This window comes from Bradyrhizobium sp. SZCCHNR1093, assembly GCF_032381175.1.
Lineage (GTDB): Bacteria > Pseudomonadota > Alphaproteobacteria > Rhizobiales > Xanthobacteraceae > Bradyrhizobium.
This window is the reverse complement of record NZ_JAUHJJ010000011.1, coordinates 154,273-180,790: the sequence shown is the minus strand read 5'-3', so window position 1 is coordinate 180,790 and position 26,518 is coordinate 154,273. Positions and strand designations below refer to the sequence as shown.

26 protein-coding genes are annotated in these 26,518 nt (G+C 66.4%); 15 read left to right on the top strand and 11 right to left on the bottom strand.

Features of this window, described 5'->3' with window-relative positions; genetic code table 11:
- The first annotated feature begins 139 nt into the window (after window positions 1-139).
- Window positions 140-898, top strand: a complete 759-nt coding sequence (locus QX070_RS27755; RefSeq protein WP_409998060.1) for a VWA domain-containing protein — start codon at window positions 140-142, stop codon at window positions 896-898.
- A 110-nt stretch (window positions 899-1,008) separates the two neighbouring features.
- Window positions 1,009-1,725, top strand: coding sequence for a DnaJ domain-containing protein (locus QX070_RS27750; protein ID WP_315740361.1), 717 nt, complete (start codon window positions 1,009-1,011; stop codon window positions 1,723-1,725).
- A 236-nt stretch (window positions 1,726-1,961) separates the two neighbouring features.
- Here the strand turns inward: QX070_RS27750 and QX070_RS27745 are convergent, their stop codons facing one another.
- Window positions 1,962-3,710, bottom strand: coding sequence for a D-alanyl-D-alanine carboxypeptidase (locus tag QX070_RS27745; RefSeq protein ID WP_315740333.1), 1,749 nt, complete (start codon window positions 3,708-3,710; stop codon window positions 1,962-1,964).
- A gap of 429 nt (window positions 3,711-4,139) precedes the next feature.
- On the opposite strand from QX070_RS27745, the gene QX070_RS27740 reads away from it, so the two are divergent.
- Window positions 4,140-4,481, top strand: coding sequence for a phasin family protein (locus tag QX070_RS27740; protein ID WP_315718372.1), 342 nt, complete (start codon window positions 4,140-4,142; stop codon window positions 4,479-4,481).
- Between the two features lie 92 nt (window positions 4,482-4,573).
- On the opposite strand, the gene QX070_RS27735 is transcribed toward QX070_RS27740, so the two are convergent.
- Entirely contained in the window at window positions 4,574-6,349 is a 1,776-nt protein-coding gene (locus QX070_RS27735; protein WP_315740332.1) for a pilus assembly protein, read from the bottom strand.
- Between the two features lie 503 nt (window positions 6,350-6,852).
- Between QX070_RS27735 and clpS the strand changes: the two genes are divergently transcribed.
- Together clpS and clpA are read left to right on the top strand one after the other, a co-directional pair.
- A complete protein-coding gene (gene clpS, locus QX070_RS27730; protein WP_006611275.1) occupies window positions 6,853-7,185 on the top strand; it encodes an ATP-dependent Clp protease adapter ClpS in 333 nt (110 codons plus the stop codon).
- A 417-nt stretch (window positions 7,186-7,602) separates the two neighbouring features.
- Entirely contained in the window at window positions 7,603-9,990 is a 2,388-nt protein-coding gene (clpA, locus tag QX070_RS27725; protein ID WP_315740331.1) for an ATP-dependent Clp protease ATP-binding subunit ClpA, read from the top strand.
- A gap of 86 nt (window positions 9,991-10,076) precedes the next feature.
- Here the strand turns inward: clpA and QX070_RS27720 are convergent, their stop codons facing one another.
- The 5 genes from QX070_RS27720 to bla form a co-directional block, all read right to left on the bottom strand.
- The gene (locus QX070_RS27720; RefSeq protein WP_315740330.1) at window positions 10,077-10,838 is read right to left on the bottom strand and encodes a sulfite exporter TauE/SafE family protein; all 762 of its coding nucleotides are present in this window, start codon (window positions 10,836-10,838) and stop codon (window positions 10,077-10,079) included.
- A gap of 8 nt (window positions 10,839-10,846) precedes the next feature.
- On the bottom strand, window positions 10,847-12,274 hold the full coding sequence (locus tag QX070_RS27715; protein WP_315740329.1) for an MFS transporter: 1,428 nt from the start codon (window positions 12,272-12,274) through the stop codon (window positions 10,847-10,849).
- A 96-nt stretch (window positions 12,275-12,370) separates the two neighbouring features.
- Window positions 12,371-12,697: a cytochrome c gene (locus QX070_RS27710; RefSeq protein ID WP_315740328.1), complete on the bottom strand. Its 327-nt coding sequence runs from the start codon at window positions 12,695-12,697 to the stop codon at window positions 12,371-12,373.
- A 41-nt stretch (window positions 12,698-12,738) separates the two neighbouring features.
- Window positions 12,739-12,900 (bottom strand): hypothetical protein, encoded by a 162-nt coding sequence (locus QX070_RS27705; RefSeq protein WP_315718376.1) that lies wholly within the window; start codon window positions 12,898-12,900, stop codon window positions 12,739-12,741.
- Between the two features lie 141 nt (window positions 12,901-13,041).
- Window positions 13,042-13,941 carry a class A beta-lactamase gene (bla, locus tag QX070_RS27700; protein WP_409998906.1) on the bottom strand — a complete coding sequence of 300 codons (900 nt, stop codon included), beginning with the start codon at window positions 13,939-13,941 and terminating at the stop codon, window positions 13,042-13,044.
- Window positions 13,942-14,035: 94 nt separating this feature from the next.
- Here bla and QX070_RS27695 point away from each other — a divergent pair, with 94 nt between their 5' ends.
- The gene (locus QX070_RS27695; RefSeq protein WP_315740360.1) at window positions 14,036-14,920 is read left to right on the top strand and encodes a LysR family transcriptional regulator; all 885 of its coding nucleotides are present in this window, start codon (window positions 14,036-14,038) and stop codon (window positions 14,918-14,920) included.
- Window positions 14,921-14,997: 77 nt separating this feature from the next.
- On the opposite strand, the gene QX070_RS27690 is transcribed toward QX070_RS27695, so the two are convergent.
- Window positions 14,998-15,954, bottom strand: coding sequence for a helix-turn-helix domain-containing protein (locus tag QX070_RS27690; protein WP_315740326.1), 957 nt, complete (start codon window positions 15,952-15,954; stop codon window positions 14,998-15,000).
- A 194-nt stretch (window positions 15,955-16,148) separates the two neighbouring features.
- Here QX070_RS27690 and QX070_RS27685 point away from each other — a divergent pair, with 194 nt between their 5' ends.
- Window positions 16,149-17,165: a carbon-nitrogen hydrolase family protein gene (locus QX070_RS27685; protein WP_315740325.1), complete on the top strand. Its 1,017-nt coding sequence runs from the start codon at window positions 16,149-16,151 to the stop codon at window positions 17,163-17,165.
- A gap of 15 nt (window positions 17,166-17,180) precedes the next feature.
- Here QX070_RS27685 and QX070_RS27680 read toward each other — a convergent pair whose 3' ends face one another.
- Both QX070_RS27680 and QX070_RS27675 read right to left on the bottom strand, forming a co-directional pair.
- On the bottom strand, window positions 17,181-17,642 hold the full coding sequence (locus QX070_RS27680; RefSeq protein ID WP_315740324.1) for a PEGA domain-containing protein: 462 nt from the start codon (window positions 17,640-17,642) through the stop codon (window positions 17,181-17,183).
- A 114-nt stretch (window positions 17,643-17,756) separates the two neighbouring features.
- A complete protein-coding gene (locus QX070_RS27675; protein WP_315740323.1) occupies window positions 17,757-18,692 on the bottom strand; it encodes a glycine reductase in 936 nt (311 codons plus the stop codon).
- 142 nt (window positions 18,693-18,834) lie between these two features.
- On the opposite strand from QX070_RS27675, the gene QX070_RS27670 reads away from it, so the two are divergent.
- The 8 genes from QX070_RS27670 to nadC all read left to right on the top strand — a co-directional run bounded on the left by QX070_RS27670 (window position 18,835) and on the right by nadC (window position 26,049).
- A complete protein-coding gene (locus QX070_RS27670; RefSeq protein ID WP_409998903.1) occupies window positions 18,835-19,854 on the top strand; it encodes a transglycosylase SLT domain-containing protein in 1,020 nt (339 codons plus the stop codon).
- A gap of 121 nt (window positions 19,855-19,975) precedes the next feature.
- On the top strand, window positions 19,976-20,722 hold the full coding sequence (locus QX070_RS27665) for an AzlC family ABC transporter permease (protein ID WP_315740321.1): 747 nt from the start codon (window positions 19,976-19,978) through the stop codon (window positions 20,720-20,722).
- Entirely contained in the window at window positions 20,719-21,063 is a 345-nt protein-coding gene (locus QX070_RS27660) for an AzlD domain-containing protein (RefSeq protein ID WP_315740320.1), read from the top strand. Before QX070_RS27665 ends, QX070_RS27660 begins: the two co-directional genes overlap by 4 nt.
- Before the next feature lie 78 nt (window positions 21,064-21,141).
- Window positions 21,142-21,624 (top strand): tRNA (N6-threonylcarbamoyladenosine(37)-N6)-methyltransferase TrmO, encoded by a 483-nt coding sequence (tsaA, locus tag QX070_RS27655; RefSeq protein ID WP_315740319.1) that lies wholly within the window; start codon window positions 21,142-21,144, stop codon window positions 21,622-21,624.
- Between the two features lie 15 nt (window positions 21,625-21,639).
- Window positions 21,640-22,599: an NrtR DNA-binding winged helix domain-containing protein gene (locus tag QX070_RS27650; RefSeq protein ID WP_315740318.1), complete on the top strand. Its 960-nt coding sequence runs from the start codon at window positions 21,640-21,642 to the stop codon at window positions 22,597-22,599.
- Between the two features lie 68 nt (window positions 22,600-22,667).
- Window positions 22,668-23,654 (top strand): quinolinate synthase NadA, encoded by a 987-nt coding sequence (gene nadA / locus QX070_RS27645; RefSeq protein ID WP_315740317.1) that lies wholly within the window; start codon window positions 22,668-22,670, stop codon window positions 23,652-23,654.
- The gene (locus tag QX070_RS27640) at window positions 23,651-25,204 is read left to right on the top strand and encodes an L-aspartate oxidase (RefSeq protein ID WP_315740316.1); all 1,554 of its coding nucleotides are present in this window, start codon (window positions 23,651-23,653) and stop codon (window positions 25,202-25,204) included. The genes nadA and QX070_RS27640 overlap by 4 nt, the downstream gene beginning before the upstream one ends.
- Complete coding sequence (gene nadC / locus QX070_RS27635) at window positions 25,201-26,049, top strand: carboxylating nicotinate-nucleotide diphosphorylase (RefSeq protein ID WP_315740315.1); 849 nt, start codon at window positions 25,201-25,203, stop codon at window positions 26,047-26,049. Before QX070_RS27640 ends, nadC begins: the two co-directional genes overlap by 4 nt.
- On the opposite strand, the gene QX070_RS27630 is transcribed toward nadC, so the two are convergent.
- Window positions 26,050-26,475 carry an HIT family protein gene (locus QX070_RS27630; protein ID WP_315740314.1) on the bottom strand — a complete coding sequence of 142 codons (426 nt, stop codon included), beginning with the start codon at window positions 26,473-26,475 and terminating at the stop codon, window positions 26,050-26,052.
- Window positions 26,476-26,518 lie beyond the last annotated feature (43 nt).

The following is a 26,518-nucleotide window of genomic DNA, read 5'->3' as shown; positions in this document are numbered from 1 at the left end:
GTGCACGCCAGCCTCGCCTGACCCTTGCCGCCCACCACGACGGGCGGAATGAACGGCGTATGCGGCAGATGGGCCGCTGCCGTCATTGACGCTGTTCGTCCGGCTGCCCACATGATGCGCGTCCGAGCAAGGTGCGCGTATGGTCGATCGTCGTACGAAGCCAGGTTCTGCGCCGATGACCTCGGCCGACGATGGCTCGCGCCAGCAACGGTTGCCGGACGATGCGCGCTCCACGGCAGACGCCGTTGCGGCGTTCGTCGCGCAGGCCAAGGCCATGGCTCCTGCAGCTCAGGGAACCAGAGGTCGTCTCGTCTTTGCGCTTGATGCGACCCTGAGCCGCCAGCCGACCTGGGACATGGCCTGTGCCCTGCAGGCCGACATGTTTCGCGAGGCAGCCGCCCTCGGCAGCCTTGATATCCGCTTGGTGTACTATCGGGGTTTCGATGAATGCCGCGCCACTGGCTGGATCTCCGACAGCGCTGAGCTCGCCCGACTGATGGGCAAGATCGATTGCCGCGGCGGCCAGACTCAGATCGGCAAGGTTCTTGCCGAGGCGCGACGCCATGCGACAGCGTCTGGAATCCGCGCCGTCGTGTTCGTTGGCGACGCGATGGAGGAGAATGTCGACGTGCTCTGCGCAAAGGCCGGCGAGCTCGGGCTGTTGAAGGTCCCGCTGTTCATGTTCCAGGAGGGCAATGAGCCCGCGGCCGAGCAGGCTTTTCGCGAGATGGCGCGGCTGTCGGGGGGAGCATGGTGCCGCTTCGATCCGGGCGCATCCGCGCAGTTGCGCGATCTTCTGCGCGCCGCGGCGGCCTATGCTGCCGGTGGTCGCGCGGCGCTGCTCCGGCTCGCCGGCTCCGAAGCGGGCGCGGCACGCCTGATCGGGCAGATGAAGTAGAGATCGATCTCGGCCGCCGCCAATATCAAGCCCGGCGCACCGGCTCGAGCCTGCCGGTCGCGTACGCAGCCGATCATGCTTTTTGTCTCGACACGCCCTATATTCGGATCATGACACTGATCGCTGGCGCCGTCGCCGTCATCACCCTTTATCTGTTGCTGCAGCTGTTCCGGAACGCGAATCCGGCGGCGCTGGCGCGCGCGCTCAAGTTTGCCGGCGGCATCGGCTGCCTTGCGGTGGCAGCCTTCACCGGCCTCCGCGGCGAGCTGGTGGTGGCGATCCCGATCGGGCTGTTCGGGGCGGGATTGCTCGGCTGGTCACCGGGTGGGCTCGGCAATGTCGGCAGCATGTTCGGGCTGGGCGGGCAGCGCTCGTCCGGTCAGAACTCGCGGGTGCGCTCGCAATTCATCGAGATGGTGCTCGATCACGACAGCGGGCAGATGCAGGGCCGTTTCGTCGCCGGTGTCCATGCCGGCCGGTCGCTGGACGAGTTCGATCTGCCGCAGCTCGCCGCGATGACGCCGAGCCTCGATGTCGACAGCGTCGCTCTACTTGAAACTTATCTGGACCGCCGGTTTCCCGCTTGGCGTCAGCACGCGGAGCGCGATGCGGCAGGGCGGCAGGGACGCGCGGCGTCGAGCTCCAAAATGACGGAAGAGGAGGCCTATCAGATCCTTGGCCTGCAGCCGGGCGCGGGGCGAGACGAGATCGGTCGGGCCCACCGTGCGCTCATGAAGAAACTGCATCCCGACCAAGGGGGGTCGACGTACCTCGCCACCCGGGTGAACGAGGCCAAGGATACTCTGCTTCGTACGCATCACGGCTAACTCCGGCAACGCCACCAACGCCACAACACCGAACCCGCTTTCAACGCAACCTTGTCGACGCCTGCGGCTCTCGCCCTTGCCAGGCACGATCGTTCGTCATGGTGAAAAAGTTCTAGCGGCAAATCCTTGACGAGTGGTTTGCGGCCGTGCGTCCCGATCATCGATCGCATGGTCCGCAAACGAAAAGGCCCGCGCTGTGTCGCGCGGGCCTCATCGGAACAGGATCGGTGCCGGCGTTAGTTGTGCACGGTCATGCAGGAGATGTCGGCGCGCTTCAGCTTCTTGCAGACGGCCTCGGCCTGATCACGATCGAGTCCTGCGAAGCGGGCGCGGATGAGGGTCTTGTCACCCTTCGCGACCGTCTCGGTGAAGGGATCGGCCTTGCTGAGGAGGCCTTGCGCCGAGCTGCGGGCCGCCTCGATCCGCTTCTGGGCCTCGGCCTCGTTGTCCAGCGCACCGACCTGGATGATCCAGCCGCTCCGCGTCACGGAAGGCTTGCTCGGAAGCTCCGCCGCGGCGCTCGCGGAGGCGATCTGCGTCGGTGCCGGCTGGGCCGGAGGCGCCGCATAGGCCATGGCCTGCGACGAGCCTGCCGGCAGGCTGGAGGCAGGCAGCACGCCGAGAATGCCGTTGCCGGTGCCATGGCCCGGCGGCTGCGGCGGCATGTCGGGACGGGGGGCCTCGGCGCGGGTGATCGGCGGCGCCGGCTCGATGGCCTCGACGCGCTGAGCGAAGGGGGCGGGAGCAGGGGCGGCCGGCTGCGGTGCGGCGGTCGCGAGCTTGACCGCGCCGGCCTTGACCTGGACCGTCCGGACCTTGACCGGCTTCATCGGCTCGGTCGAGCCGGGAACGATCGACATCGGCTGGCTCTGGATCACACCGGAGGTCATCGGCGCCGGCTCGACCTTGGCCTCTCGCGGTGCCGCCGGCGGCAGGGCCGCGGTGGCTTCCGAGAGGGTCGAGATGATCTTGGAGGCGCGGCTCGGGGCCGGCGTCTCCGGCGCCGCGGAGGCGAGCTGCACCGTGCCCTGGTTCGGATCGCCGCCGTCGGAGCCGCCGCGCTCGCCGATCGCCGCCACCGTGCGCCGGGTCGCGCCCTTCTCGAGGTTTTCGGCAAGCAGGTTGCGCATGATGGCGTCGCGCGAGCCGCCGCTGCGGCCGCCGAGCACGACACCGACCAGGTGGCGGTTGCCGCGGCGCAGCGAGGTCACGATGTTGAAGCCGGAGGCGCGGGTATAGCCGGTCTTGATGCCGTCGATGCCCTCGACATTGCCGAGAAGATGATTGTGGTTGCGGATCGACTGGCCGCGATAATTGAACACCACCGTCGAGAAATAGCGATAGTAGCGCGGGAAGCGGTCCTGGATCGCGCGGCCCAGGATCGACTGGTCGCGCGCCGTCGTGATCTGCGCGTCGGCGGGGAGGCCGGAGGCGTTCACATAGGTGGTGCGGCTCATGCCGAGCGAGCGCGCCTTGCGCGTCATCATCTTGGCGAACTCGTCCTCGTCGCCGCCGATCGCCTCCGCGATGACCACGGCGGCGTCGTTGGCCGACCGCGTCACCAGGCCCTTGATCGCGTCCTCGACGCGGATCGTCTGACCGGGGCGCAGGCCGAGCTTGGTCGGCGACTGCTCGGAGGCGTGCTCGGACACCGGCATCTCGGTATCGAGCTTCATCTTGCCGGAATCGAGCCGCTCGAACAGCAAATAGAGCGTCATGATCTTGGTGAGCGAGGCGGGGTGCCGCGAGGCGTCGGGATTGGTCGCCGTCAGCGTCGCGCCGGAATTGCCGTCGACGACGATCGACGCGAACGCCGGGCTGTAGCTGCCCTCGTCATTATGCGGCGAGTGCCGCGCGTGATGCTGCCGATGGCGCCGACGCGCCTCCGCGCTGTCGACCGTGACCACTGCTGCCGTCGCAAGGGTGATCAGTCCGTAGACGCCGACTCGCAACAGGCGCGAGGAAGCCATTTGTTTGCGAAGCATGAAATCCCCGTCCAATTTCTGACGTGATCACCGGCTCGTAAGGCGAAATTGTGCCGAACGCCCCCGTAACCGTGCCTGTCGGACCTCCCGATCGCGCCATGACGCTGCCAAGCATCGAAGGGCTCGAACTGAGGTTTTGTTAAGACGCTGTTTTAGAACAGCTTTACGGTTCGGCCGACGCTGGCCGGGACCACCGGAGAGGTTAGGACGGTCGAGTTGCCAAAGGATTAAAGAAACCTTGCGCCGACGGTCGGTATTTCCGCCGAACTGGCCCGGGTTGGGGCGCCTGACGGTGCATCGAGACCGCAATGCCCGTGATGGTGCATTGCACAAGATTCTTGATTTTTTTGTGCGCTGCACTATATTATGGATGCGTCAGGGAGCCGGGGCTTCCCTGAGGGCGCTCAAAATCAGGGAAAGGAATGCCACATGTTTAAGGTTGAAGACTTTCAGAACTACGGCAAAGAGCAGTTCGAGACCGTCGTGAACTCTGCGACCACCGTGCAGAACGGGCTCCAAGCCATCGCCACCGCGTATGGCGACTACACCAAGAAGTCGTTCGAGGACACCAAGTCGTTCGTCGAGAAGCTCCAGGGCGTGAAGTCGCTCGACAAGGTGCTCGAGGTGCAGACCGAGTTCGCCAAGTCGGCCTACGAGACCTTCGTCGCCGATTCGCAGAAGATCGCCGGGCTGTATTCGGATCTCGCCAAGCAGGCGTTCAAGCCGCTGGAAGGCATCGCCGCCAAGTTCACCCCGCCGGCCGCGCACTGACCGTTCGCGCCCTGTAGGGAGCACAAAGCCCGGCTTGCGCCGGGCTTTTTTGTTGGCTGAAGGCGGAGCGCTGTCGGTGCCCGGCGCTTCTGTTATTTGGCAACCCGCAGCTTCGACAATGCGGTGCCGATCGAGTTGAACGTGGTCACGATCTGGCTCGAACTCGTCAGCATGTAGAACTTGTCGGGACTGCTGGCGCAGTTCTGCAGCACGGCCGAGGTCGGATCGGCGGGCGAGCTCGTGTTCACCTGGATCGTGTAGATCGTGTACATCGCGTTGCCCTTCGAATCCTTGGTGTTCTTCAGGTTCGAGCAGAGCAGGGCCTGGCGCGCGTCGATCGGGTTGCCCGAGGCTTGCGACGAGCCGTTGCCGTATTCGGGCCAGCGGTCCTCGGTGTTCAGGCCGTCCGACAGCAGGATGATGACGCGATTATAGGTGGTGTTGACGTCCTCCGCCGGCGCGGCCAGCACGCCGTTCGGAATCAGCGACTGTACGGCCCAGGCAAGTCCGATCGCCTGATTGGTGCCGCCGGTGGGCTGCATGGCGTTGACGGCGCTCTTCAGCGAGCTCCAATTGTAGCTGAGCGGCACGATCTCCGCGAGCTTGGTCGAGGCCGTGCTGCTGCAGTACTGGGTGCTGTTCTCCATGTGCTGGTTGGCCGGGAACAGCGTCGTCACGTCGGAGGTCGCGGGCGACACGGCATTCGCGTCATTGGGCTGGGTGCGGTCGGCGACGCAGCCGGTCCAGGTGCTCTTGGTGTTGGCGATCCAGGTGTGCGTGAAGGTGTTGACCTTGCACACCGTGCTGGATCCGCTTCCCGTGCAACTGCACGTGTTGTTCGGAAGATTGCTGCCGCTGGTCGGGCAGCTGCAGTAGCTGCCGGTGCACCAGTTCACCCGCGTGCTGGTCTGCACGCTGTCCCAGCAGCCGTTGTAGTAGCTATGCGAGGCGGAGTCGTAGCCCGGGCAGATATACCCGTTGTAGGTCCCGCTCGACGGGATCTTGGAGGCGCTGGAGCTGCCGGTCGCCGGGCCGCTGGTGCAGGAGAAGTAGGGGAAGCCGTTGCCGGACTTGAACGGACAGGAAGATCCCGGTCCCACCATGTCCCATTGGGACTGCGTGAAACTGCCGTTCGGGATTGCGGCCTGATAGGAGCCATTGGCGGGCTGGATCGTGGGCGGATTCTGCCAGTCGGTCCAGTCGATCCAGTCCTTGGCGTAATTGCTGGCGCCGACGTTCACGACCTTGGCGAATGGAACGACCGAGATGTAGACGTCGCCCGGGGTCTTGGCGAGGGCGCTGAGCTGGTCGATCAGCCCGCCGCTGCCGGCCACGGCGTTCTGCAGCGCGGACATCTTGCCGCTGGATGCCATCGAGCCGGTATTGTCGAGCGCGAGCGCCACCCGCATCTTCACGTCGCCCCAGGTCGATGTCGTTTTGACGCCGAAGTCCATGGTCGGAAAGCCGGCGATCTTCATGAACTGGGTGACGATCTGACCGGAGGCCGACAATTGGATGTTGGAGGCCGATGAGCTGGTCGAGGAGGTATAGCTGGCCGTCACGGTGACGTTCTGCGCGTCCGTGCTGGTGTAGAGCGCCTTGAAATAGGCGCTTGCCTTGGTTCCGACGTCGGCTGCGCTGATGGTGCCCTGCGCCAGGTCGCGCGACAGCATCAGCGAGGTGGAGTCGAGCGCGGCCTGCATCGACGACCGCGCGGCGTTCAGCCGGCTGTAGTCGACGCCTGCGCCGACGAAGGCCAGGATAGGGACGAGCGAGATGGCGAACAGCACGGAGATGTTGCCACCGCGGTCGCAGGCGAACCGTCGGGCGGCGCGGCGGCAGAGTCGAATGAAGGAGACATCGGTCATGTCGCTCACCAATTATGGTTTTCTGCAGGTGTTTTCGGTTCGGCTTCGTCAAGGACGGGTAAATCGAAACCGCGAAACACCGGGCCAATGCCCGCAGCGTGGCGCCGCGCCCGCAACCGAGCTGGTTCCCTGTCAATGCCCGCTGAATGGGCTTTGTAAAATGCGGCCGGTTTGATTAACCTTGCACCTCATCGCCGGGGCAGGGAATCGGTCCTGCCGGAGCGTCGGTCCGTCCTGGGCCTGCGCTTGCGGCAAACCGGTCGCTGACCCATATTCCTGGCGTCGGTCCGACCGGACCGGTCGGCTGGGACAGGCGATCTGGAAAGCAGGACCGGGTGGCGGAAAGCGGCCCGGCAGGGGACAGGTCGGGGCAACCCTTATTGAGCAACCCTCCAAGTTGAGCGACCCTCCAAGGGAAACTCTTTATTGGGGGCCTCGCAGCCATATCTAACGCGTGCAAGATGTCGCAGCCAACTTCCAGATTGAACCGATCCGCGCCCAGGATGAGCAATAACGACAACAAGTCCGGTGGCACCGGTGGCCCGGCAACGTCCGTGATCACCAAGGTCAAGCCGAAGACCAAGCGCCCCAACCTCTACCGCGTCCTGATCCTGAACGACGATTACACGCCGATGGAGTTCGTCGTTCACGTCCTGGAGAAGTTCTTCAACAAGGACGTCGAGGCCGCGACCAAGATCATGCTCCACGTGCACCACCACGGCATCGGGGAGTGCGGCGTCTTCACCTACGAGATCGCCGAGACCAAGGTGACGCAGGTGATGGACTTCGCCCGCAAGCACCAGCATCCGTTGCAGTGTGTGATGGAGAAGAAATAGCCGGCTCCCTCGGCGAAGAGAGCCGCCGACGCGTGCAATAGCGAGCCAGAGGCCGGGGGCTCCGGCTGCTCGGGCGCACCGGAGAAGTGGCGGTGGCGAATCGGAATCGCAAGTCGCCGCAGATGCAAATTGCTGCAGACGAGGTCGGCGCAATCCGGGCAGGTTTCACGTTTCGCCCGAAGAATTACGGCCGCTCCGGTCCCTATCTCTCCGCGCTGGGCCGCCTGCGCCGTTCGGTTGTCGCAAGCCCGATTTGCCGCAATCGGAACGGGTTTTGCATTGACGATCCGGTGAACCCGTAATCGAGCGGCTCGGCCGGTCTTTTGTCGCACTCGGTTATAACTATATTTGACGAAGGTTGTTGTTGCCTGACCGGGCGGCGGCGATCATGATGGCAAGGGGCCACAGAGGACGCGCATGCCGACTTTTTCTCAAAGCCTTGAACAATCCCTGCATCGTGCGCTGGCGATCGCCAACGAGCGTCATCATCAATACGCGACACTGGAACACCTCCTTCTGTCCTTGATCGATGACTCCGATGCAGCGGCCGTGATGCGCGCATGCAGCGTCGACCTCGACAAGCTGCGCGGCAGTCTCGTGAACTACCTCGAAACCGAGTTCGAAAATCTGGTCACGGACGGCAGCGACGACGCCAAGCCGACCGCAGGTTTCCAGCGCGTGATCCAGCGCGCCGTGATCCACGTTCAGTCGTCGGGCCGCGAAGAGGTGACCGGCGCCAACGTGCTGATCGCGATCTTCGCCGAGCGTGAGAGCCACGCCGCGTATTTCCTGCAGGAGCAGGACATGACGCGCTACGATGCCGTGAACTACATCAGCCACGGCATCGCCAAGCGTCCTGGTGTCTCCGAAGCGCGCCCGGTTCGCGGCGTCGACGAAGAGACCGAGACCAAGGGCAGTGAGGACTCCAAGAAAAAGGGCGAGGCGCTGGAAACCTATTGCGTCAATCTCAACAAGAAGGCGCGGGACGGCAAGATCGATCCGGTGATCGGCCGTAACTCCGAGATCAACCGTGCCATCCAGGTGCTGTGCCGGCGCCAGAAGAACAACCCGCTGTTCGTCGGCGAAGCCGGCGTCGGCAAGACCGCGATCGCCGAAGGGTTGGCCAAGCGCATCGTCGACAGCGAAGTGCCCGAGGTGCTGGCGGCGGCGACCGTGTTCTCGCTCGACATGGGCACGTTGCTCGCGGGCACGCGCTATCGCGGCGACTTCGAGGAGCGCCTGAAGCAGGTCCTCAAGGAGCTTGAGGCGCATCCGAATGCGATCCTGTTCATCGACGAGATCCACACCGTGATCGGTGCGGGTGCGACGTCGGGCGGCGCCATGGATGCGTCCAACCTGCTCAAGCCGGCGCTGGCCTCGGGCTCGATCCGCTGCATGGGCTCGACGACCTACAAGGAGTATCGCCAGCACTTCGAGAAGGACCGCGCGCTGGTGCGCCGGTTCCAGAAGATCGACGTCAACGAGCCGTCGGTCGAAGATGCGATCGCGATCCTGAAAGGCCTGAAGCCGTATTTCGAGGACTATCACCGGCTGAAATACACCAACGAGGCCATCGAGGCCGCGGTGCAGCTGTCGTCGCGCTACATCCATGACCGCAAGCTGCCGGACAAGGCGATCGACGTGATCGACGAATCCGGCGCGGCGCAGATGCTGCTGGCCGAGAACAAGCGCAAGAAGACGATCGGCATCAAGGAGATCGAGACCACGATCGCCACGATGGCGCGGATCCCGCCGAAGAGCGTGTCGAAGGACGATGCCGAGGTGCTCAAGCATCTCGAGCAGACCCTGAAGCGCGTGGTGTTCGGCCAGGACAAGGCGATCGATTCGCTGTCGGCCTCGATCAAGCTGGCCCGTGCCGGCCTGCGCGAGCCGGAGAAGCCGATCGGCTGCTATCTGTTCTCGGGTCCGACCGGCGTCGGCAAGACCGAGGTCGCCAAGCAGCTCGCCTCGACCCTGGGCGTCGAGCTGCTGCGCTTCGACATGTCGGAGTACATGGAGCGGCACACGGTGTCGCGCCTGATCGGCGCGCCTCCCGGCTATGTCGGCTTCGACCAGGGCGGCCTCTTGACCGACGGCGTCGACCAGCATCCGCATTGCGTGGTGCTGCTGGACGAGATCGAGAAGGCGCATCCGGATCTCTACAATGTGCTGCTGCAGATCATGGATCACGGCCGGCTCACCGACCACAATGGCAAGCAGGTCAACTTCCGCAACGTGATCCTGATCATGACCACGAATGCAGGCGCGGCCGACATGGCCAAGCAGGCGTTCGGCTTCCATCGCTCGAAGCGGGAAGGTGACGACCACGAGGCGATCAACCGGCAGTTCGCGCCGGAATTCCGCAACCGGCTCGACTCCATCGTCTCGTTCGCGCACCTCAACGTCGAGGTGATCGGCATGGTGGTCGAGAAGTTCGTGCTGCAGCTCGAGGCCCAGCTCGCCGACCGCGACGTCACGATCGAGCTGTCGGAGCCGGCCAAGAGCTGGTTGATCCAGCACGGCTATGACGAGCAGATGGGCGCACGGCCGATGGGCCGCGTGATCCAGGAGCACATCAAGAAGCCGCTGGCCGACGAGGTGCTGTTCGGCAAGCTGAAGGGCGGCGGGCATGTCCGTGTCGTCCTCGTCAAGGACGAATCCGGCGTCGAGGAGAAGATCGGCTTCGAGTTCGTCGAGGGCCCCGTCACGCCGAAGTCCGAAGTGCCGGCCGCGCGCAAGCGTAAGCCGAAGTCCGGCGGCGGCTCGAAGGGGCCGGCGCCGAAGGGACCGCTGGTCAAGGCGTAAGCCTGACGCTACGAGATGACTACGAAAGGCCGGCCATCGCGCCGGCCTTTTTCGTTGACGCGAGGTTCTTTGATGCGACGTCCGGCTCAGGCCGGCTTGACGAAGAAATACACCGTCAGGCCGCAGCCGACGGCGATGATGAAGCGGCGCACATGGGCCGGCGGGATGATCTGGCCAAGCCGCGCGCCGACGAAGCCGCCGACCATGGCAGCCCCCATCATCGTCAGCGTCTCCAGCCAATGCACGCGGCCTGAGAACGCAAAGATGGCGGAGGCCGTCATATTCATGAGCGCAGCGAGCAGCACCTTCATGCCGTTCATGGCGCGGATGTCGCGCATGCCGTAGAACACCAGGGCCGCCAGCATCAGGATGCCGATGCCGCCGCCGAAATAGCCGCCATAGATCGCGATCACGAACTGCACCGCCTGGATGGTCAGCGGCCCGAACCAGCGCGCGCCATCCTTCGGCGTGAAGCGCATGCCGAATGCGAACACGCTCGTGGCGAACAGCAATAGCCAGGGGACCAGCCGGCTGAAGGCGGCCGACGGTGTGACCAGGAGCAGCACGGCGCCGAGCGTGCCGCCGATCAGGCTGATGATCGACAGCCGCACGAGGTCGTGGCGCCAGGGCGCCTTTGCGTCGTTCAAGATCTCACGGGAGGCCCAAGCGCTGACGAACTGGCCGGGGCAGAGCGCGACGGTGCTGGAGGCGTTGGCGTCAATCGCGGGAATGCCGGCGGCGAGCAAGGTCGGGAAGGTCAGGAACGCGCCGCCGCCGGCCAGCGCATTGACGATGCCCGAGCCGAAGGCGGCGAGGGCGAGCAGGGCCAGCATCGTCCAGTCCGTCATCGCTGTCACTACTCGCCCTTCAGCCGCTGGCCGTCTTGGACGCGGACGCGCTCGGCGCCGCGGGCGCCGGCCGGCGACAGCCTGAGCATGCTCAGGAACGCGCCGACCAGCGCGAAACCGACGCCGGTCAAGAGCGACAGCCGCGTGCCGTCGGTCGAATCGATCGCGAGAAACATCGCGACCAGCGCCGCACCCGTGGTCTGGCCGAGCAGGCGCGCCGTGCCGAGCATGCCGCTGGCGCCGCCGGCGCGCTCGCGTGGCGCGGCGGCGATCATGGTACGGTTGTTCGGCGTCTGGAACAGGCCGAAGCCGCAGCCGGCCAGCGCCATGCGCCAGACGACATCCCATGCCGACGGCTCGCGCGGCAGCAGGCCGAGCGCACCGAGCCCGCACGCGAAGATCACGAGACCGATGCCGCCGAGCAGCCCGGCTGGTACGCGCTCGACCAGCCGCCCCGCAATCGGCGCGGTCAGGCCGACCGCGATCGGCCACGGCGTGATCAGCAGGCCCATCTGCACCGGCGAATAGCCGAAATGGCTTTCGAGATAGAAGGGGATCGCGACGAAGGCGAGCATCTGTCCGCAGAACGACGAGATCGAGGTCGCGATCGACAGCGCGAACACTGGAATGCGCAGCAGGTCGAGCGGCAGCAGCGGCGAGGCCATGTGGGTCTGGCGCCAGACCAGCCACACGCCGGCCGTGATGGCGACGACGAACTCGATCGCGCAGGTCACCAGCGCCTCGCCATGGCCGAGGCTGTCCACGGCGGCGATCAGGAAGCCGAAGGCGACCGCGCTCAAGGCCGCGCTCTGCCAATCGAACATGTGCGGCGCGCGCGGCGTATGCGGCAGGAAGCGGAAGCCGAAGACGAAGGTGACGATGCCGAGCGGCACGTTGATCGCGAACAGCCACGGCCAGTTGCCGACGGCGAGGATGCCGGCGGCGATGGTCGGACCGAGCGCGGCGGAGACCGCGACCACCATCGCATTGATGCCGATGCCGCGGCCGAGCAGAGCGTGCGGATAGGTGAAACGCACCAGCGCCGAGTTGACGCTGAGGATGCCGGCGGCGCCAAAGCCCTGCAGGATGCGCGCGAGCGTCAGCAGCAGCAGGCTGTCGGCCAGCGCACAGAAGGCGGAGGCAGCCGTGAACAGCACGAGGCCGGCGAGATAGACCCGCCGATAGCCGATGATCTCGCCGAGCGAGGCCAGCGGCAGCAGCGAGATCGTGACCGCGAGCTGATAGCCGTTGACGATCCAGATCGAAAAAGCAGGGCTCGCATTGAGGTCGCGGGCGATCGTCGGCAGCGCCACATTGGCGATCGCGCCGTCGATCACGGCCAGCACGATGCCGAGGGCGATCGTCACGATCGCCCAGGTGCGCTGCGGCAGCGGCAGTCCGTCGGCGTGCAGACCCGTGGTCGTCGGCGTCTTCATGCGGGCTCCGGCCGCAGCCGGGCCGCGGGCAATGGACGGGAACGGGCAACCGCGCCGCACAAGCCCCGTTCCACGCCGGCGGACCGCGCCGCCGCGTCACCGCCGTTTGGGGCGGGCCTGAATGGTCCTGAGATAATTGACCGCGGCTTCCGCCTCGGGCCGCTCGAACTGGAAGCTCGGCATGTCCTTGTGAATGGTCGACAGGCCGGTCTGCAGCCGCTGGGCAAAATCCTCGTCGTAGAGCTTGCTGTCACCGAAGGTCCTGAACGGGGGCGCGTCGGGGTGCCGGCTGGCGCCTGTGAGACCTACCGCATGGCATCGGCTGCAAAGGCTTTGCAAGAGCGCTTTTCCACGCTTCTGCTCGCTGTCCAGCGCATGGCTGGCGGTCGACGCGAACGCCAGCAGCAGGCAGGCGGACCCCATTCGTCGTCTCATGAACTCGTTCTCGCGTGTCTTGCGCCCGGCTACCAGCGGCCCTCGGCCTTGCTATAGGCATATAGGGCGATCAGCCCGATCGTCACCAGGGTCGAGCCGATCAGGACGATCCGGTCCCAGCGCAGCTGTGTCTCGTCGTCCCGCTGCAAGGTCAGCAGGGAGAACAGGGCCTTCATGGCAAAGCGGCGCATCGGATCGATCCCGGCAGCGGCCGCACATTCCGATGACGTGGGCCGGCCGCAGCTTAGCCTGCCCAATCGTTGCGCCGCCATGGCGAACATCTTGGGTCTGATGTCCGGCTTCCGGAGGGGATCGGAAGCCGGATGCTCGAACTACCCAGCCTGTCCCATCACGACGTCTGCAACCGCCCGCGCGACTTTCGCGATCGTTGCGTTGCGATCCTCGGGAGACGCCTGTGAACCAGTCAGATAGGCCGTGACCAGAACCGGTTTGCGGCCCGGGGGCCAGAGAATGCCGACGTCGTTGGTCGTGCCGCGGTCCCCAGCGCCCGTTTTGTCGGCGACGCGCCAGTCACGCGGCACACCGGCGCGAAGCCGAGTGTCGCCGGTCTTGTTGGCGATCATCCAGTCCGTCAATCGCTGGCGCATATTCGTCGACAAGACCTCGCCAAGGAGCACGCGGCGCAGGTTCTGTAGCATGGCGGCCGGACTGGTCGTGTCGCGAGGGTCGTCGGCCAGCGCCTCGTTGAGCTCAACTTCCCAGCGGTCCAGGCGGCTGATCTCGTCGCCGATCGATCGGGCAAAACGCGTCAGACCCGCAGGACCGCCGATCTGCCGCAACAGGAGATTTCCCGCGGTGTTGTCGCTCTGGGTGAGCGCGGCTTCGCAGAGCTCGGCGAGTGTCATGCCGCGGCCGACGTGCTCCTTGGTCACCGGCGAATATGTTACGAGATCCTTCGCCTCGAACGGGACGCGCGTGTCGAGATGCAGTTCGCCGGCGTCGACGCGCTTCAGGACAGCCGCGGAAGCCAGACACTTGAACGTGCTGCACATCGGAAAGCGCTCGGCCGAGCGCAGGCCCGCCTCGAACCCGCTTTCGGAGTCGAGGACGGCGATGCCGAGCCGTCCGAGGCTCTCGCGCTCGATGCGGGCGAGTTCCCCTTCCAGATGCGCCCTTCGGTCGGCCGCCGCCTTCGCCGCAGGTGATGGCAGCCCGCTCGCCGCAGCCGCTATCCCGAGGATTCCAAGACCCAGATGCCGTCTCGTCAGCATGTTCATTCTCCAGTGACTGCGCGAACCTGCCGAACGAGGTGACGACTGACAAACGATCATTTATTCGTCGAGCCATGAGCAGAACTTGGTCATCATGCCCATCCGCAGCCATCTCCCTTTGAACGCCTTGCGGGCCTTCGAAGCATCCGCCCGGCATCTGAGCTTCACCAAGGCAGGCTTGGAGCTCAGGGTCACGCAGACCGCGATCAGTCACCAGGTGAAACAGCTCGAGCAGATGTTGGGCGCTCACCTGTTCCGGCGCCTGCCGCGTGGCCTCACGTTGACCGACGAAGCCCTGGCTCTGTTTCCCGTCCTCAACGATGCGTTCAGTCGCATCAGCGGCGCGATCGATCGCATCGAAGCGAAGGGAACCCGCGAGGTCGTGACCGTCGGCTGTGTCGGCACCTTTGCAACGGGATGGCTGTTGCAACGCCTCGACGGCTTTCGAGATACGCACCCCCATATCGACCTGCGCCTCCTCACCAACAACAACCGCATCGATATCGCCGGAGACGGGCTCGACATCGCGCTTCGCTTCGGCGACGGCTCCTGGCACGGCACTGAGGCCATCCATCTGATGTCTGCCCCGCTGTCGCCCGTCTGTCATCCCGATGTGGCGAGTCGTCTGCGCGCGCCGTCGGACCTCGCGGGCGAAAATCTCCTGCGGTCGTATCGCGCCGAGGAATGGCCATTATGGTTTGCAGTCGCGGGCGCTCCATGCCCGATGATCCAGGGGCCGATCTTCGACAGCTCCGTCGCGATGGCCGAAGCGGCCGCGCGCGGCGTCGGCGTTGGCCTGGTTCCGATCGCCATGTTCAACTGCGAGCTCGAGACGGGGCGGCTGGTCCGGCCGTTTGCGGCTGAGGTCGCCGCCGGTTCTTATTGGCTGACCTGGTTGAAGTCGAAAGAACCGACGTTCGGGATGCGTGCCTTTCGTGACTGGCTGGTTGATGCCTTGCGCGCTGATCCGCCGCGCTGACGGCCGGTCGCCACCGCGCACAAGCCGAGGGCGCGAACAGCGCCACGAGCGCGTGAGGCGGGCGCGTTGCGGCCAGCTCAGCGCTTTACGGCGCTGCGCCGCCACTCGCGCGGCGACAGGCCGAACTGCTCGCGGAACACGCGGCCGAAATGCGAGAGATCGTTGAAGCCCCAGGACAAGGCGATTTCGCTGATCTGACGATGCGCCAGCATCGGCGAGCCGAGATCGCGCCGGCACTGCTTGAGCCGCTCGGCCAGCACGAAGCGCTGGAACGACGTCTCCTCGTCCGAGAACAGATCGTTGACGTAGCGCGCCGATAGCCCGAGCTCGCGTGCGATCTCCGGCAGTGAGAGGTCGGCGTCGGGCAGCCGGGTGCGGATGTGCGCCTTGATGCGATAAAGCAGCGCTGCGCGATGGCTCGAGGCGGGCAGGGGCTGTGTGCGCAGCCGCTCGGCCAAGGTCATGGCGAGCAGGTCGGCAGCCTGGTCGGCCAGAGGTTCGGCATGCTCGGGGCCGATGTGCTCGGCGCGTTCGCAGAGCCTGACGATGAAATCATGGGCGAGCGGCTGGAGCGGGCTATCGGGGCCGAAGCTGATCGCCGTCACGGTCTCCGTCGGGCCGATCCGGCGCTGCAGCATCTCGCGCGGGAGCTTGAACACGATCTGCTTGAACGCGGCGTCGAACTGCAGCTCGTAGGGGCGGGTCGTGTCGTAGATCGCGAACTCGCCGGGCCGGATCACGGTGTCGCGGCCATCCTGAACGACGCCGCCGATTCCCTCTCGCCCGAGTGCGACGAGGACGAAGTCGGCATCCGCCCGGGAGATGCGCTGCGAGGTCCGGTGCACGCGCTGCCGGTCCGAGGCGACCTCGGAGCAGACGGCCCGTCCCAACGCGGTGTGGGTCACCGAGCCCCGAAACGCGCTGCCGAGATCAGACGTGCAGTCGAGCCCGACATAGACGTCGCAGACGATGTCCTGCCACAGCGCCAGCCGGCGGTGGCCCGGGCTTCCTTCCGTGGTGAACAGGACCGGCATCGCTCCGTCTCCCTCCGCCTCTGTGTCGCGTGGATCGTCGGAAATGCAGCAAGTTCTGGGCCGGCTGGTCTCTCCCTGGCGGCCGCAGTCGAGTTTTCGTTCCCTCCAAGACGAGCGCGAATGATCGCCGAGGTCAATACTCCCCAGCGAATGCGGCGCGCGGCGCCGCCGATCCGGAAGAGGGGAGACGCGGGATGGGACTGGCACATCCGAAATACAAGGTGGCGGTGGTGCAGGCGGCGCCGGCCTGGCTCGACCTGGACGCCTCGATCAAGAAGACTATCGGCCTGATCGAGGAGGCGGCCGACAAAGGTGCCAAGCTGATCGCGTTTCCGGAGGTCTTCATCCCCGGCTATCCCTGGCACATCTGGATGGACTCGCCGGCCTGGTGCATCGGCCGTGGCTTCGTGCAGCGCTATTTCGACAATTCGCTGGCCTATGACAGCCCGCAGGCCGAGGCGCTGCGCGCCGCCGTGCGCAAGGCCAGGCTCACGGCCGTGCTGGGACTGTCCGAGCGCGACGGCGGCAGCCTCTACATCGCGCAATGGCTGATCGGCCCGGACGGCGAGACCATCGCCCGGCGCCGCAAGCTGCGGCCGACCCATGCCGAGCGCACCGTCTATGGCGAGGGCGACGGCAGCGATCTCGCCGTGCACGACCGGCCTGACATTGGCCGGATCGGTGCGCTGTGCTGCTGGGAGCATCTGCAGCCGCTGTCGAAATACGCGATGTATGCCCAGAACGAGCAGGTGCATGTCGCGGCGTGGCCGAGCTTCTCGCTGTACGATCCGTTCGCGCCGGCGCTCGGCGCCGAGGTCAACAACGCCGCCTCGCGCGTCTATGCCGTCGAGGGCTCGTGCTTCGTGCTGGCGCCGTGCGCCACCGTCTCGCAGGCGATGATCGACGAGCTGTGTGACCGGCCCGACAAGCACGCGCTGCTGCATGTCGGCGGCGGCCACGCCGCGATCTTCGGTCCAGACGGCTCTTCGCTTGCGGAGAAGCTGCCGCCGGAGCAGGAGGGGTTGCTGATCGCCGAGATCGATCTCGGCATGATCGGCATCGCCAAGAACGCCGCCGATCCGGCGGGACACTATTCTCGCCCCGACGTGACCCGGCTGCTGCTCAACAAGAAGCCGCTCAACCGGGTCGAGGCCTTCGCGCTGCCGGTCGACGCGGTCACGCCCGGCGAGGCGCAATCGGCGGCTGGCTGACAGGCTTGGCGAGCGCTAGGTCCCGGCCTCCGGTTGTGCCGGCGGCGGGGCCGACCGCCGCGGCGGCCGCTGCGCACGGCCTGCCGGCGCCGCCATGCGCGGCTGCAAGGTGACGATCACCGGGTTTGGCTTGTGGTCGGTCGCCGCGCCAGTCGCGGCGTCCACACCCATGCCGATCAGGCCGCCCGCTAAGATGTTGCCGGCGAAGCCGGCCGCGCCGGTCGCCGGGATGTCCTTGGTCAACGGGATGATCTGGGTCTCGTAGCCCGGCTTTTCGATGGTGACGGAGATGTCGGCATTGCGCTTGGCGACGAACGAGCAGGGCGTCGTGCAGGTCATCGGCGCTTCGAGACCGGCGATCGTGGCCTCGGCCCCGGACGGCGTCGACGCGACACTGATCGTCTCGGTTGTACCCCGCGTTACGGACGCGCAACCTCCCAGCGCGGCGCACAGTGCTACGAACGCTACAACTCTCATTTGGTACTGCCCCCTTGAAACCCAAGGGAACTCAAGCGCAACTGGAGCGGGACGGCAAGCGCAATCAGCATTATCCGAAGAAATTCCCGGGCGAGTTTCACGCGAGTGTGGCTTTCACACCTGCTTTCCACGAACCTGCCGCGCGATCGCCTTCTGCGCATCGAATTCGGCGCGCCGCCGCGCCAGCTCTTCCGGCGCGAGCATGGCCGGATTGCTGTAGTCGCGCTTCCAGCCGTGATCGTCGCTCCACTGCAAAGGCGATTGCACGGTCGTCCGTGCGGCTGGTGAACTCTCGAGGACACGCAAGGCGAGCTCGAGCGTGAAGGCCTGTGAGGCCGCGTCGTGCGGCTTGCCGACGGAATTGCCGAGCGGAAAATCCGAGAACAGGAAGCGCGGTGCTGCGGCGTGCTCGACGATGTCCTTGGCGCAGCCCATGACGACGGTCGCGATGCCGTTCGCTTCGAGATGCCGGGCCACCAGGCTCACGGTCTGGTGGCACACCGGACAGTTCGGCACCAGCACGACGGCGTCGATCTCGTCGGCGCGGCAGCGCGCAAGAATCTCCGGCGCATCGGTCTCGATCGTCACGCGCTGGCTGCGATTGGTCGGCGCGCCGAAAAAGCGCGGTCCGACCGCGCCGATGCGGCCCTCACGCGCCAGCCTGATGAGCTGTGGTAGCGGAAACCAGGTGCCGGAATCCTCGGCCGAGGTGTGCGCGCGATCATAGGCAATGTGGGAAATGCGCAGGTCGTGCTGCGCCGACGTGTCGCCGTCATAGACGGAGTAGAACTTGGCGCCGCCATTGTAGGGCGCGCCGGGGCCTTGATCGCCTTTGGCGGGATCGAACGGCGCGGCCGTGGTGACAACGGTGACGCGCGACTGCGCGAGCGGCTTGCGCAAGGGATGGAACGGCGCCGACGTGTAGTGAGCCCAGCGATAGGGCGTGTCATAGCCGATCGCGAGATAATAGTCGCGCGTGCGCGCCATGTAGGACAAGGGCGCATCGCTTTCGGGCGCGAGGCCGAGTCTGTCGTCGGTCGGTGCGGTCATCCGTCGCGCTCCCTGCAGGATTTTCGGATTGCTAGCCGGCTCATTCGCTGTGTCAAGGCGCCGCGCGGTGGAACCCCGCATGGTCCTGGGCTTTGTCTGTCGACAGAATTCCAACCATTGCACCGCGCTCACGATGCTTTCCATGGTTTCGATTGCTCGCATTGCCTGTCTCGGCCTTGCCTTGATGCTGACCATGCCCTTGTCCGGCGTGGCGGCGGAGCAGGGCTCAGACCGTGACGTTGCCGTGCCGGCTGATCCGAAGGGCGGCGCGCAGCAGGACGCGCCGCACGAGACTGCGAAGCCTGCAGAGCCTGCGGCAGAGGGCTCGGAGATCAAGGCCGAGGAGTCCAAGGAGAGCGGCACCCGCGAGGCGATCTGCCTGATGATCGAATCCGCAGCCAAGGCGAATGATCTGCCGCTCGAATTCTTCGCCCGCGTGATCTGGCAGGAAAGCCGCTTTCAGAGCGACGCAGTCGGGCCGGTCACGCGCAACGGCCAGCGCGCGCAGGGAATTGCGCAGTTCATGCCGGGCACGGCGAACCAGCGCCAGTTGCTCGATCCGTTCGATCCGGTTCAGGCGCTGCCGAAGTCGGCGCAGTTCCTGGCCGAGCTGCGCGACCAGTTCGGCAATCTCGGGCTCGCGGCGGCGGCCTACAATGCGGGGCCGCGCCGGGTGCAGGACTGGCTCACCGGCAAGGGGCAGTTGCCCTGGGAGACCCGCAACTACGTTTCGGCCATCACGGGCGCCACGATCGATGAGTGGGCGGCCGCCGCCGGCAGCGGCGGCAAGACGCCGCCGAGCCCGCCGCCGACCTCGTGTCGTCAGCTGATGGCGATGTTGAAGCGCGCGCCGAATCCGTTCGTCACGGAGCTCGAGCAGCATGTGGCGCTGTCGGCCGCGAAACCATGGGGCGTCCAACTGGCTGCAGGCTTCGACCGCAACAAGGCGCTCGCGATGTATTCGCGGGCGATCAAGGGGCTTGGCCCGGTCATCGGCGACCGCGACCCGAGCCTGCTGTCGTCGGTGATGCGCTCGCGCGGCAACCACGCCTTCTACCAGGTGCGGATCGGCGCCGAGACACGGGCCGAGGCCGACGCGCTCTGCAGCCGGATCCGCGGAGCCGGTGGCGCCTGCTTCGTGCTGCGCAATCGCTCCGGATAGAGCTGCCGCAGCGCGGCGTGTGGGGAATGGCTGCGCCGGACGCAGACCCGCGCGCGCCTGATGGCGGTTGACGCGAGCGGCTTTCGCCAGCCTTATCGCGGTTCGTTCCGCTGGGCCGCCCGTGACACTTCCTCCGCTCGATTCGCCGCAATGGCATGGTTCACTGCGCGCCTTCGGCTGGGGGCTGCGCGCGACGTCAGCGACCATCCTGTCACTGGTGCTGTTCGTCACCTTCATCGGCATCGGCGCGCTCGCCCACGATACCCGTTTCAGCATGCTCTGGGCGATCCTGAGCACGGTGCTGGTGTGGGCCGGGCCGGCGCAGATCATCCTGGTCTCCACGCTCGGCTCCGGCCAGACCATTCTGCAGTCGGCGATCGCGGTCACGATGAGCGCGATCCGGCTGTTTCCGATGGTGGTGGCGGTGCTGCCGCTGATCCGCTCCCCCCAGACCAAGCGGCGGCACCTGGTGCTGATCGCGCATTTCACCGCGGTGACCCTGTGGGTCGAATGCTATCGTTTCCTGCCGCATGTGCCGCGCGAGCGCCGCATCGCCTTCGTGCATGGGCTCGGTACCGGCCTGATGGGGATTGCGCTGATCGCGACCATCATCGGCTATCTTCTCGCCGCCAACCTGTCGCAGACCTTCGGCGCCGCGGTGCTCTTGCTGACGCCGCTGGCGTTTCTGTTCTCGACCCTGCGCAACGCCAGGGAGCTGGCCGACGTGCTCGCGCTCGGCCTTGGCCTCGTGCTGTATCCCCTGGCCGCCCAGCTCAACAGCGGCGTCGACATCCTGGTCAGCGGCGTCGTCGCCGGAACGCTCGCGTTCGGCGCGCACAAATGGCGCGAGCGGCAGGGGCCGGCATGAGCGACTTCATCGGCGATTGGCATGCGCTCGTGGTGCTGCTGGTGGCGGGCGTGATCCCCAACCAGATCTGGCGCCTGCTCGGGCTGTGGTTCGGCAGCGGGCTCGACGAGGGCTCGGACCTGCTGATGTGGGTCAAGGCGGTCGCGACCGCCATCTTGGCGGGGGTCATCGCCCAGATCCTGGTGCAGCCGCCGGGCGCGCTCGCCAGCGTGCCATGGGGCCTGCGCTACGGTGCGGTCGTTGCCGGCCTTGCGGCCTTCATGGCGAGCCGCCGCTCGATCTTTGCTGGTGTCGTCTGCGGCGAGGCCGTCATGCTGGCCGGCAAATGGTGGCTCGGCTGAGTTACGCGATCTTGCGCAACCGCAATTGCGGTGAGCCGAGGTTCGGATAGATTGCCGGGAAGACCCAAGGACTCCGCAATGACCACTGATACCGATCTCCGCCCGGGAGAAGTCGCCGTCGACGCGCCCCAGCCGCGCGACGCCACGCTGTATTTCATCGGCCGCATCCGCACGCCCTGGACCTCGCGGCTCGAGACGCCGCGGCAGGGTAGCTTCGAGGGGCCGGTGTGCCGGCTCGAGATCTTCGAGCCCTGGGTGCCGGCGCTGCAGGGCATCGATCGTTTCAGCCATCTCCAGGTGCTGTACTGGCTCAACCGGGCGCGCCGGGATCTCGTCAAGCAGAGCCCGCGCCATCATGACGGCGAGACCCGGGGCACCTTCGCGCTGCGCTCGCCGGTGCGTCCCAATCCGATCGGCGTGTCGACCGTCCGCTTCGTCGCGTTGGAAGGCAACACCGTGCTGGTACGCGGCCTCGACTGCCTCGACGAGACGCCGCTGATCGACCTGAAGCCGGATCATTGCGCGTTCACGCCGGCGGCGGCTGGTGAGGATGACAAATAGGACCGACGGATCCGGATGTCGAAGGTGAACAAGCGGCCGCAGAAGACGGTGACAGCTCAGGATGCGATCACGGCGGACCTCGTCGCCGTGCTGGTGGCGGTGACCGACGGCCATCCGAAGATCATGACGATCGAGCACGCTGCGGCGCTGCCGAGCGGACCGTTTCAGTTCGCGCACCGCTCGCTGCAGATGGGCCTGCGCGCCTGGGTCAAGGCGCAGACCGGCCATCCGCTCGGCTATGTCGAGCAGCTCTACACCTTCGCCGACCGCGGTCGCGGCGGCGATCCCGACGCGCCGCATCGTATCTCCATCAGCTATCTCGGCCTGACACGCGAGGAAGAGGGGCGCGAGGGCGCGGATGCGCAATGGTCGTCATGGTACGACTACTTCCCGTGGGAGGATCATCGCGACGGACCGCCGACGATCCTGGCCAAGATCATCGCGCCGAAGCTGAAGGCCTGGGCGCGAGCCGCCGACCAGCCGGCGCTGCAGAAGACAAGGTGGCAGCGCGCCGCGATCACTTTCGGTCTCGATGGCCGCGAGTGGAACGAGGAATTGGCGCTGCAGCGCTATGAGCTGCTGTACGAGGCTGCGCTGATTCCCGAGAGTACGCGCGAGAAGGAGGCCCGCCAGGCGGAGGTGCCCGGCCGCGCCATGATCGGTGATCACCGTCGGATTCTCGCTACCGGCATTGCCCGTCTGCGCGCCAAGATCAAATACCGGCCGGTCGTGTTCGAGTTGATGCCGGAAGAATTTACACTGCTGCAATTGCAGCGCAGCGTCGAGGCACTGGCCGGCCGGCTCGTGCACAAGCAGAACTTCCGCCGCCTCATCGAGCAGCAGGAACTGGTTGAAGAGACAGGCGCAATTGCTGCCGACACGATCGGTCGGCCGGCCAAGCTGTTTCGCTTCAGGCAGGGCGTTCTGGCCGAGCGGGCGGTGGTCGGAACCAAGCTGCCGCTCTCGCGGTCTTGATCTCCCGCTCTTGACAAGGCTTATGCTCAGGATAAGTATAAGGCATCTTATGCTCACGGAGAGTATAAATGGCCGAGCTTGTCCTGCCTGCCGTCGCGCCGAATACACCGCTTGCTGAGCGTCTGAGGCGGGTGATCCCGCCGCCGGAATGGGCCGTCTTCGAGGACGACGTCGAAGCCATTCTGGCGCTGAAGCGCCAGCGCAATGCCGTGGTGCTGGCGCACAACTATCAGACGCCCGAGATCTATCACGGCGTCGCCGACATCGTCGGCGACAGCCTGCTGCTGGCGCGCGAAGCGACCAAGGTCGATGCCGAGGTGATCGTGCTCGCCGGCGTCCACTTCATGGCCGAGACCGCCAAGCTGCTCAATCCTGACAAGACGGTGTTGATCCCCGACGTAAAGGCGGGCTGCTCATTGGCGGAATCGATCACCGCCGACGACGTGCGGCTGATGCGCGCGCGCCACCCGGGCGTGCCGGTGGTCGCCTATGTCAACACGTCGGTGGCGGTGAAGGCCGAGTCCGACGTCTGCTGCACGTCCGGCAACGCACGCGCGGTCGTCGAGTCGCTCGGCGTCGATCACGTCATCATGCTGCCGGATGAATATCTCGCGCGGAACGTCGCCGCACAGACAAAGGTCAGGATCACGGCCTGGAAGGGGCATTGCGAGGTGCATGAGCGCTTCAGCGCCGATGACGTCCGCACGCTGCGCGACAACCATCCTGGTGTCACCGTGCTCGCGCATCCGGAGTGTCCGCCCGAGGTCGTGGCGGAGGCGGACTTCGCCGGCTCGACCGCGGCGATGTCGGACTTCGTCGGAGCAAGGAGGCCGGCCCGCGTGGTGCTGCTGACGGAATGTTCGATGAGCGACAATGTCGCCGTGCTCCATCCCGACATCGAGTTCATCCGCCCCTGCAATCTGTGCCCGCACATGAAGCGGATCACCCTGAAGAACATCCGCCACGCGCTCGAGACCAACACGCACGAGGTCACGATCGATCCCGCGATGGCCGAGCGCGCGCGGCGCGCAGTGGAAAGGATGCTGGCATCATGAGCATCGATGTTTCGAAGTTGATCGGCCGTCCCGTGATCATCGGCGGCGGTGCCGCGGGTCTGATGACGGCGCTGCAGCTTGCGCCCGAGCCGGTCGTGCTGTTGTCGAAGTCGCCGCTCGGCGCGGAGGCGTCGAGCATGTGGGCGCAGGGTGGCCTCGCCGCGGCGGTTGGCGATGACGATGATCCGGGGCTGCATCTGAAGGACACGCTCGCCGCCGGAGCCGGATTGTGCGACGAGCCCGCCGCGCGCCGCATCATCGATGCGGCGCCGGCCGCGGTCGAGCGCCTCGCGCAGCTTGGCGTTGCGTTCGACCGAGGTGCGGATGGACGTTGGCGTCTGGGCCTGGAGGCCGCACACAGCCGCAACCGGATCGTGCATGCGACGGGCGACGGCACGGGACGCGAGATCATGCGCACGCTGATCGCGGCTGTCAGGCGTTGTGCTTCGGTGACCTTGTTCGAAGGCGTCGAGGCGCGCCGGCTGATCGTCAATGACAGCGCGATCCAGGGCGTGGCTGCGGCGCGCGGCGATGAGGCTCTGATCCTCGCCACGACACGCGTCGTGATCGCAACCGGCGGCATCGGCGGCCTGTTCCTCGACAGCACCAATCCGGCCGGCTGTTTCGGCCAGGGCCTCGCGCTCGCGGCGCGGGCTGGTGCGGTGCTGTCCGACCTCGAATTCGTGCAGTTTCACCCGACGGCGTTCGACGGGCCGTCGCGGCCGCTGCCGCTGCTCACCGAGGCGATCCGCGGCGATGGCGCCGTCCTGATCGACGACACCGGCACGCGCTTCATGGCCGACGAGCCTGGCGCTGAGCTGGCGCCGCGCGACGTGGTGGCGCGGGCGGTATGGCGCCGCCGTGCGCAAGGCCACCGCGTGTTCCTCGATGCGCGCGAGAAGCCGGGCAAGGATTTCGCCGCCCGCTATCCCGTGATCAGCGCGTTCTGCCGCATGGCGGGCATCGATCCCGCGCGCGATCCGATCCCGGTGCGGCCGGCCGTGCACTATCATATGGGCGGCATCGCTGTTGACGCGATGGGACGCAGCTCGGTCGAGGGCTTGTGGGCCTGTGGCGAAGCCAGCCGCACCGGCCTGCACGGCGCCAACCGGCTCGCCAGCAACTCGCTGATGGAGGCGATCGTCTGCGCGCAATGGGTGGCCGAAAGCGTGGCCGGCGCGCCGCAGCGTGCAGGCAAGCCGTGCGAGGTGGCGGCAATTCCGCCGGCGTCCGATCCCTCGGCCGTACGGCCGCTGCTGTCGCACGCGCTCGGCGTGATGCGCGAGCGTCGCACGATCGCGGATGCCGTCAGCAGCCTGCTTCCGCTGGCAGAGCAGGCCGGGCCCATGGCTGATCCGGCGCTGGTCGGCCTGATGCTTGCGGTCGCGGCCCATGCCCGTGAGGAGAGCCGCGGCGCGCATTTCCGCAGCGATCGTCCGGACACGCTGCGCGTCGCGCAGCCGTCCAGCTTCACTCTGTCCGAGGCGGTCGCCGTTGCACGCGACATTGTCGAGGCGGAGCAGACGCCGTTCAGGAGCGCAGTGCCATGACTCTCAATCCTCTCTCGCCCTTGCTCTACGAGCCGCTGGTGCGCATGGCTCTGCTCGAGGATCTCGGCCGCGCCGGCGACATCACCACCGATGCCATCGTCCCCGCCGAGCAGCGCGCCTCGCTGAAGCTGCGGGCGCGCCAGCACGGGGTGATCGCAGGTCTCGATGTGGCGCGCTGCGCCTTCCAGACCGTCTCGCCGGACGTGCGCATGGAGATCGTGCGACCGGACGGCAGCGTCGTGACGCCGGGAGACGCGATCGCGACCATCAGCGGCCCGGCACGGGCGCTCCTGACCGGCGAGCGCGTCGCGCTCAACTTCCTCTGCCGTTTGAGCGGGGTCGCCAGCGCGACGGCGTCCCTGGTCGCCGCGGTGAAAGGGACCAAGGCGCAGATCGTCTGCACCAGGAAGACCACGCCGGGCCTGCGCGCGCTGGAGAAATATGCGGTGCGCGCGGGTGGCGGCGGCAATCACCGCTTCGGGCTCGATGACGCGGTGCTGATCAAGGACAACCACATCGCCATCGCCGGCGGCATCAAGGCTGCCATCACGCGCGCAAAGGCCCATGCCGGCCATCTCGTCAAGATCGAGGTCGAGGTCGATACTCTGGCGCAGCTCGAGCAGGCGCTGACGCTGGGCGTCGATGCGGTGCTGCTCGACAACATGACGCCGGCGGAGCTCGAAGCCGCCGTCGGCATGATCAGCGGCAAAGCCATCGCGGAAGCCTCGGGCCGGATCACCGTGGAGACCGCACCCGCGATCGCCGCGGCCGGCGTCGACCTGATCTCGGTCGGCTGGATCACGCATTCGTCGGCCGCGCTGGACATCGGGCTCGACGAGGCGTGATCAGCCCTTCAGCGCCGCAATCAGCTTCGCGGCGTTCTCCTCCAGCACCTTCGGATCTTCCTTACGGCTCGCGGGCGGCAGCAGGGAATCGCCGTTGTGGCGGGGCATGATGTGGACGTGCAGGTGGAACACCATCTGGCCGCCGGCATGCTCGTTGAACTGCTGCACGGTGATGCCGTCGGCGGCGAACGCGGTCTTGGCGGCGCGGGCGATGGTGCGCACGGCACGGCCGACGTGGAGATAGTCCTCCTCGGTGATGTCGAGGATGTTGCGTGCAGCGGCCTTCGGGATCACCAGGGTGTGGCCGGGCACGCGCGGCATGATGTCGAGGAACGCCAGCACGTGGCCGTTCTCATAGACCTTGGTGCAGGGGAATTCGCCGCGCAGGATCTTCGCGAACGGATTGTTGGGATCGTAGGCGGTCATGGGCAGTCCCTTAAGCAGTTCCTCTTGGTGCGCCTTACTCTCA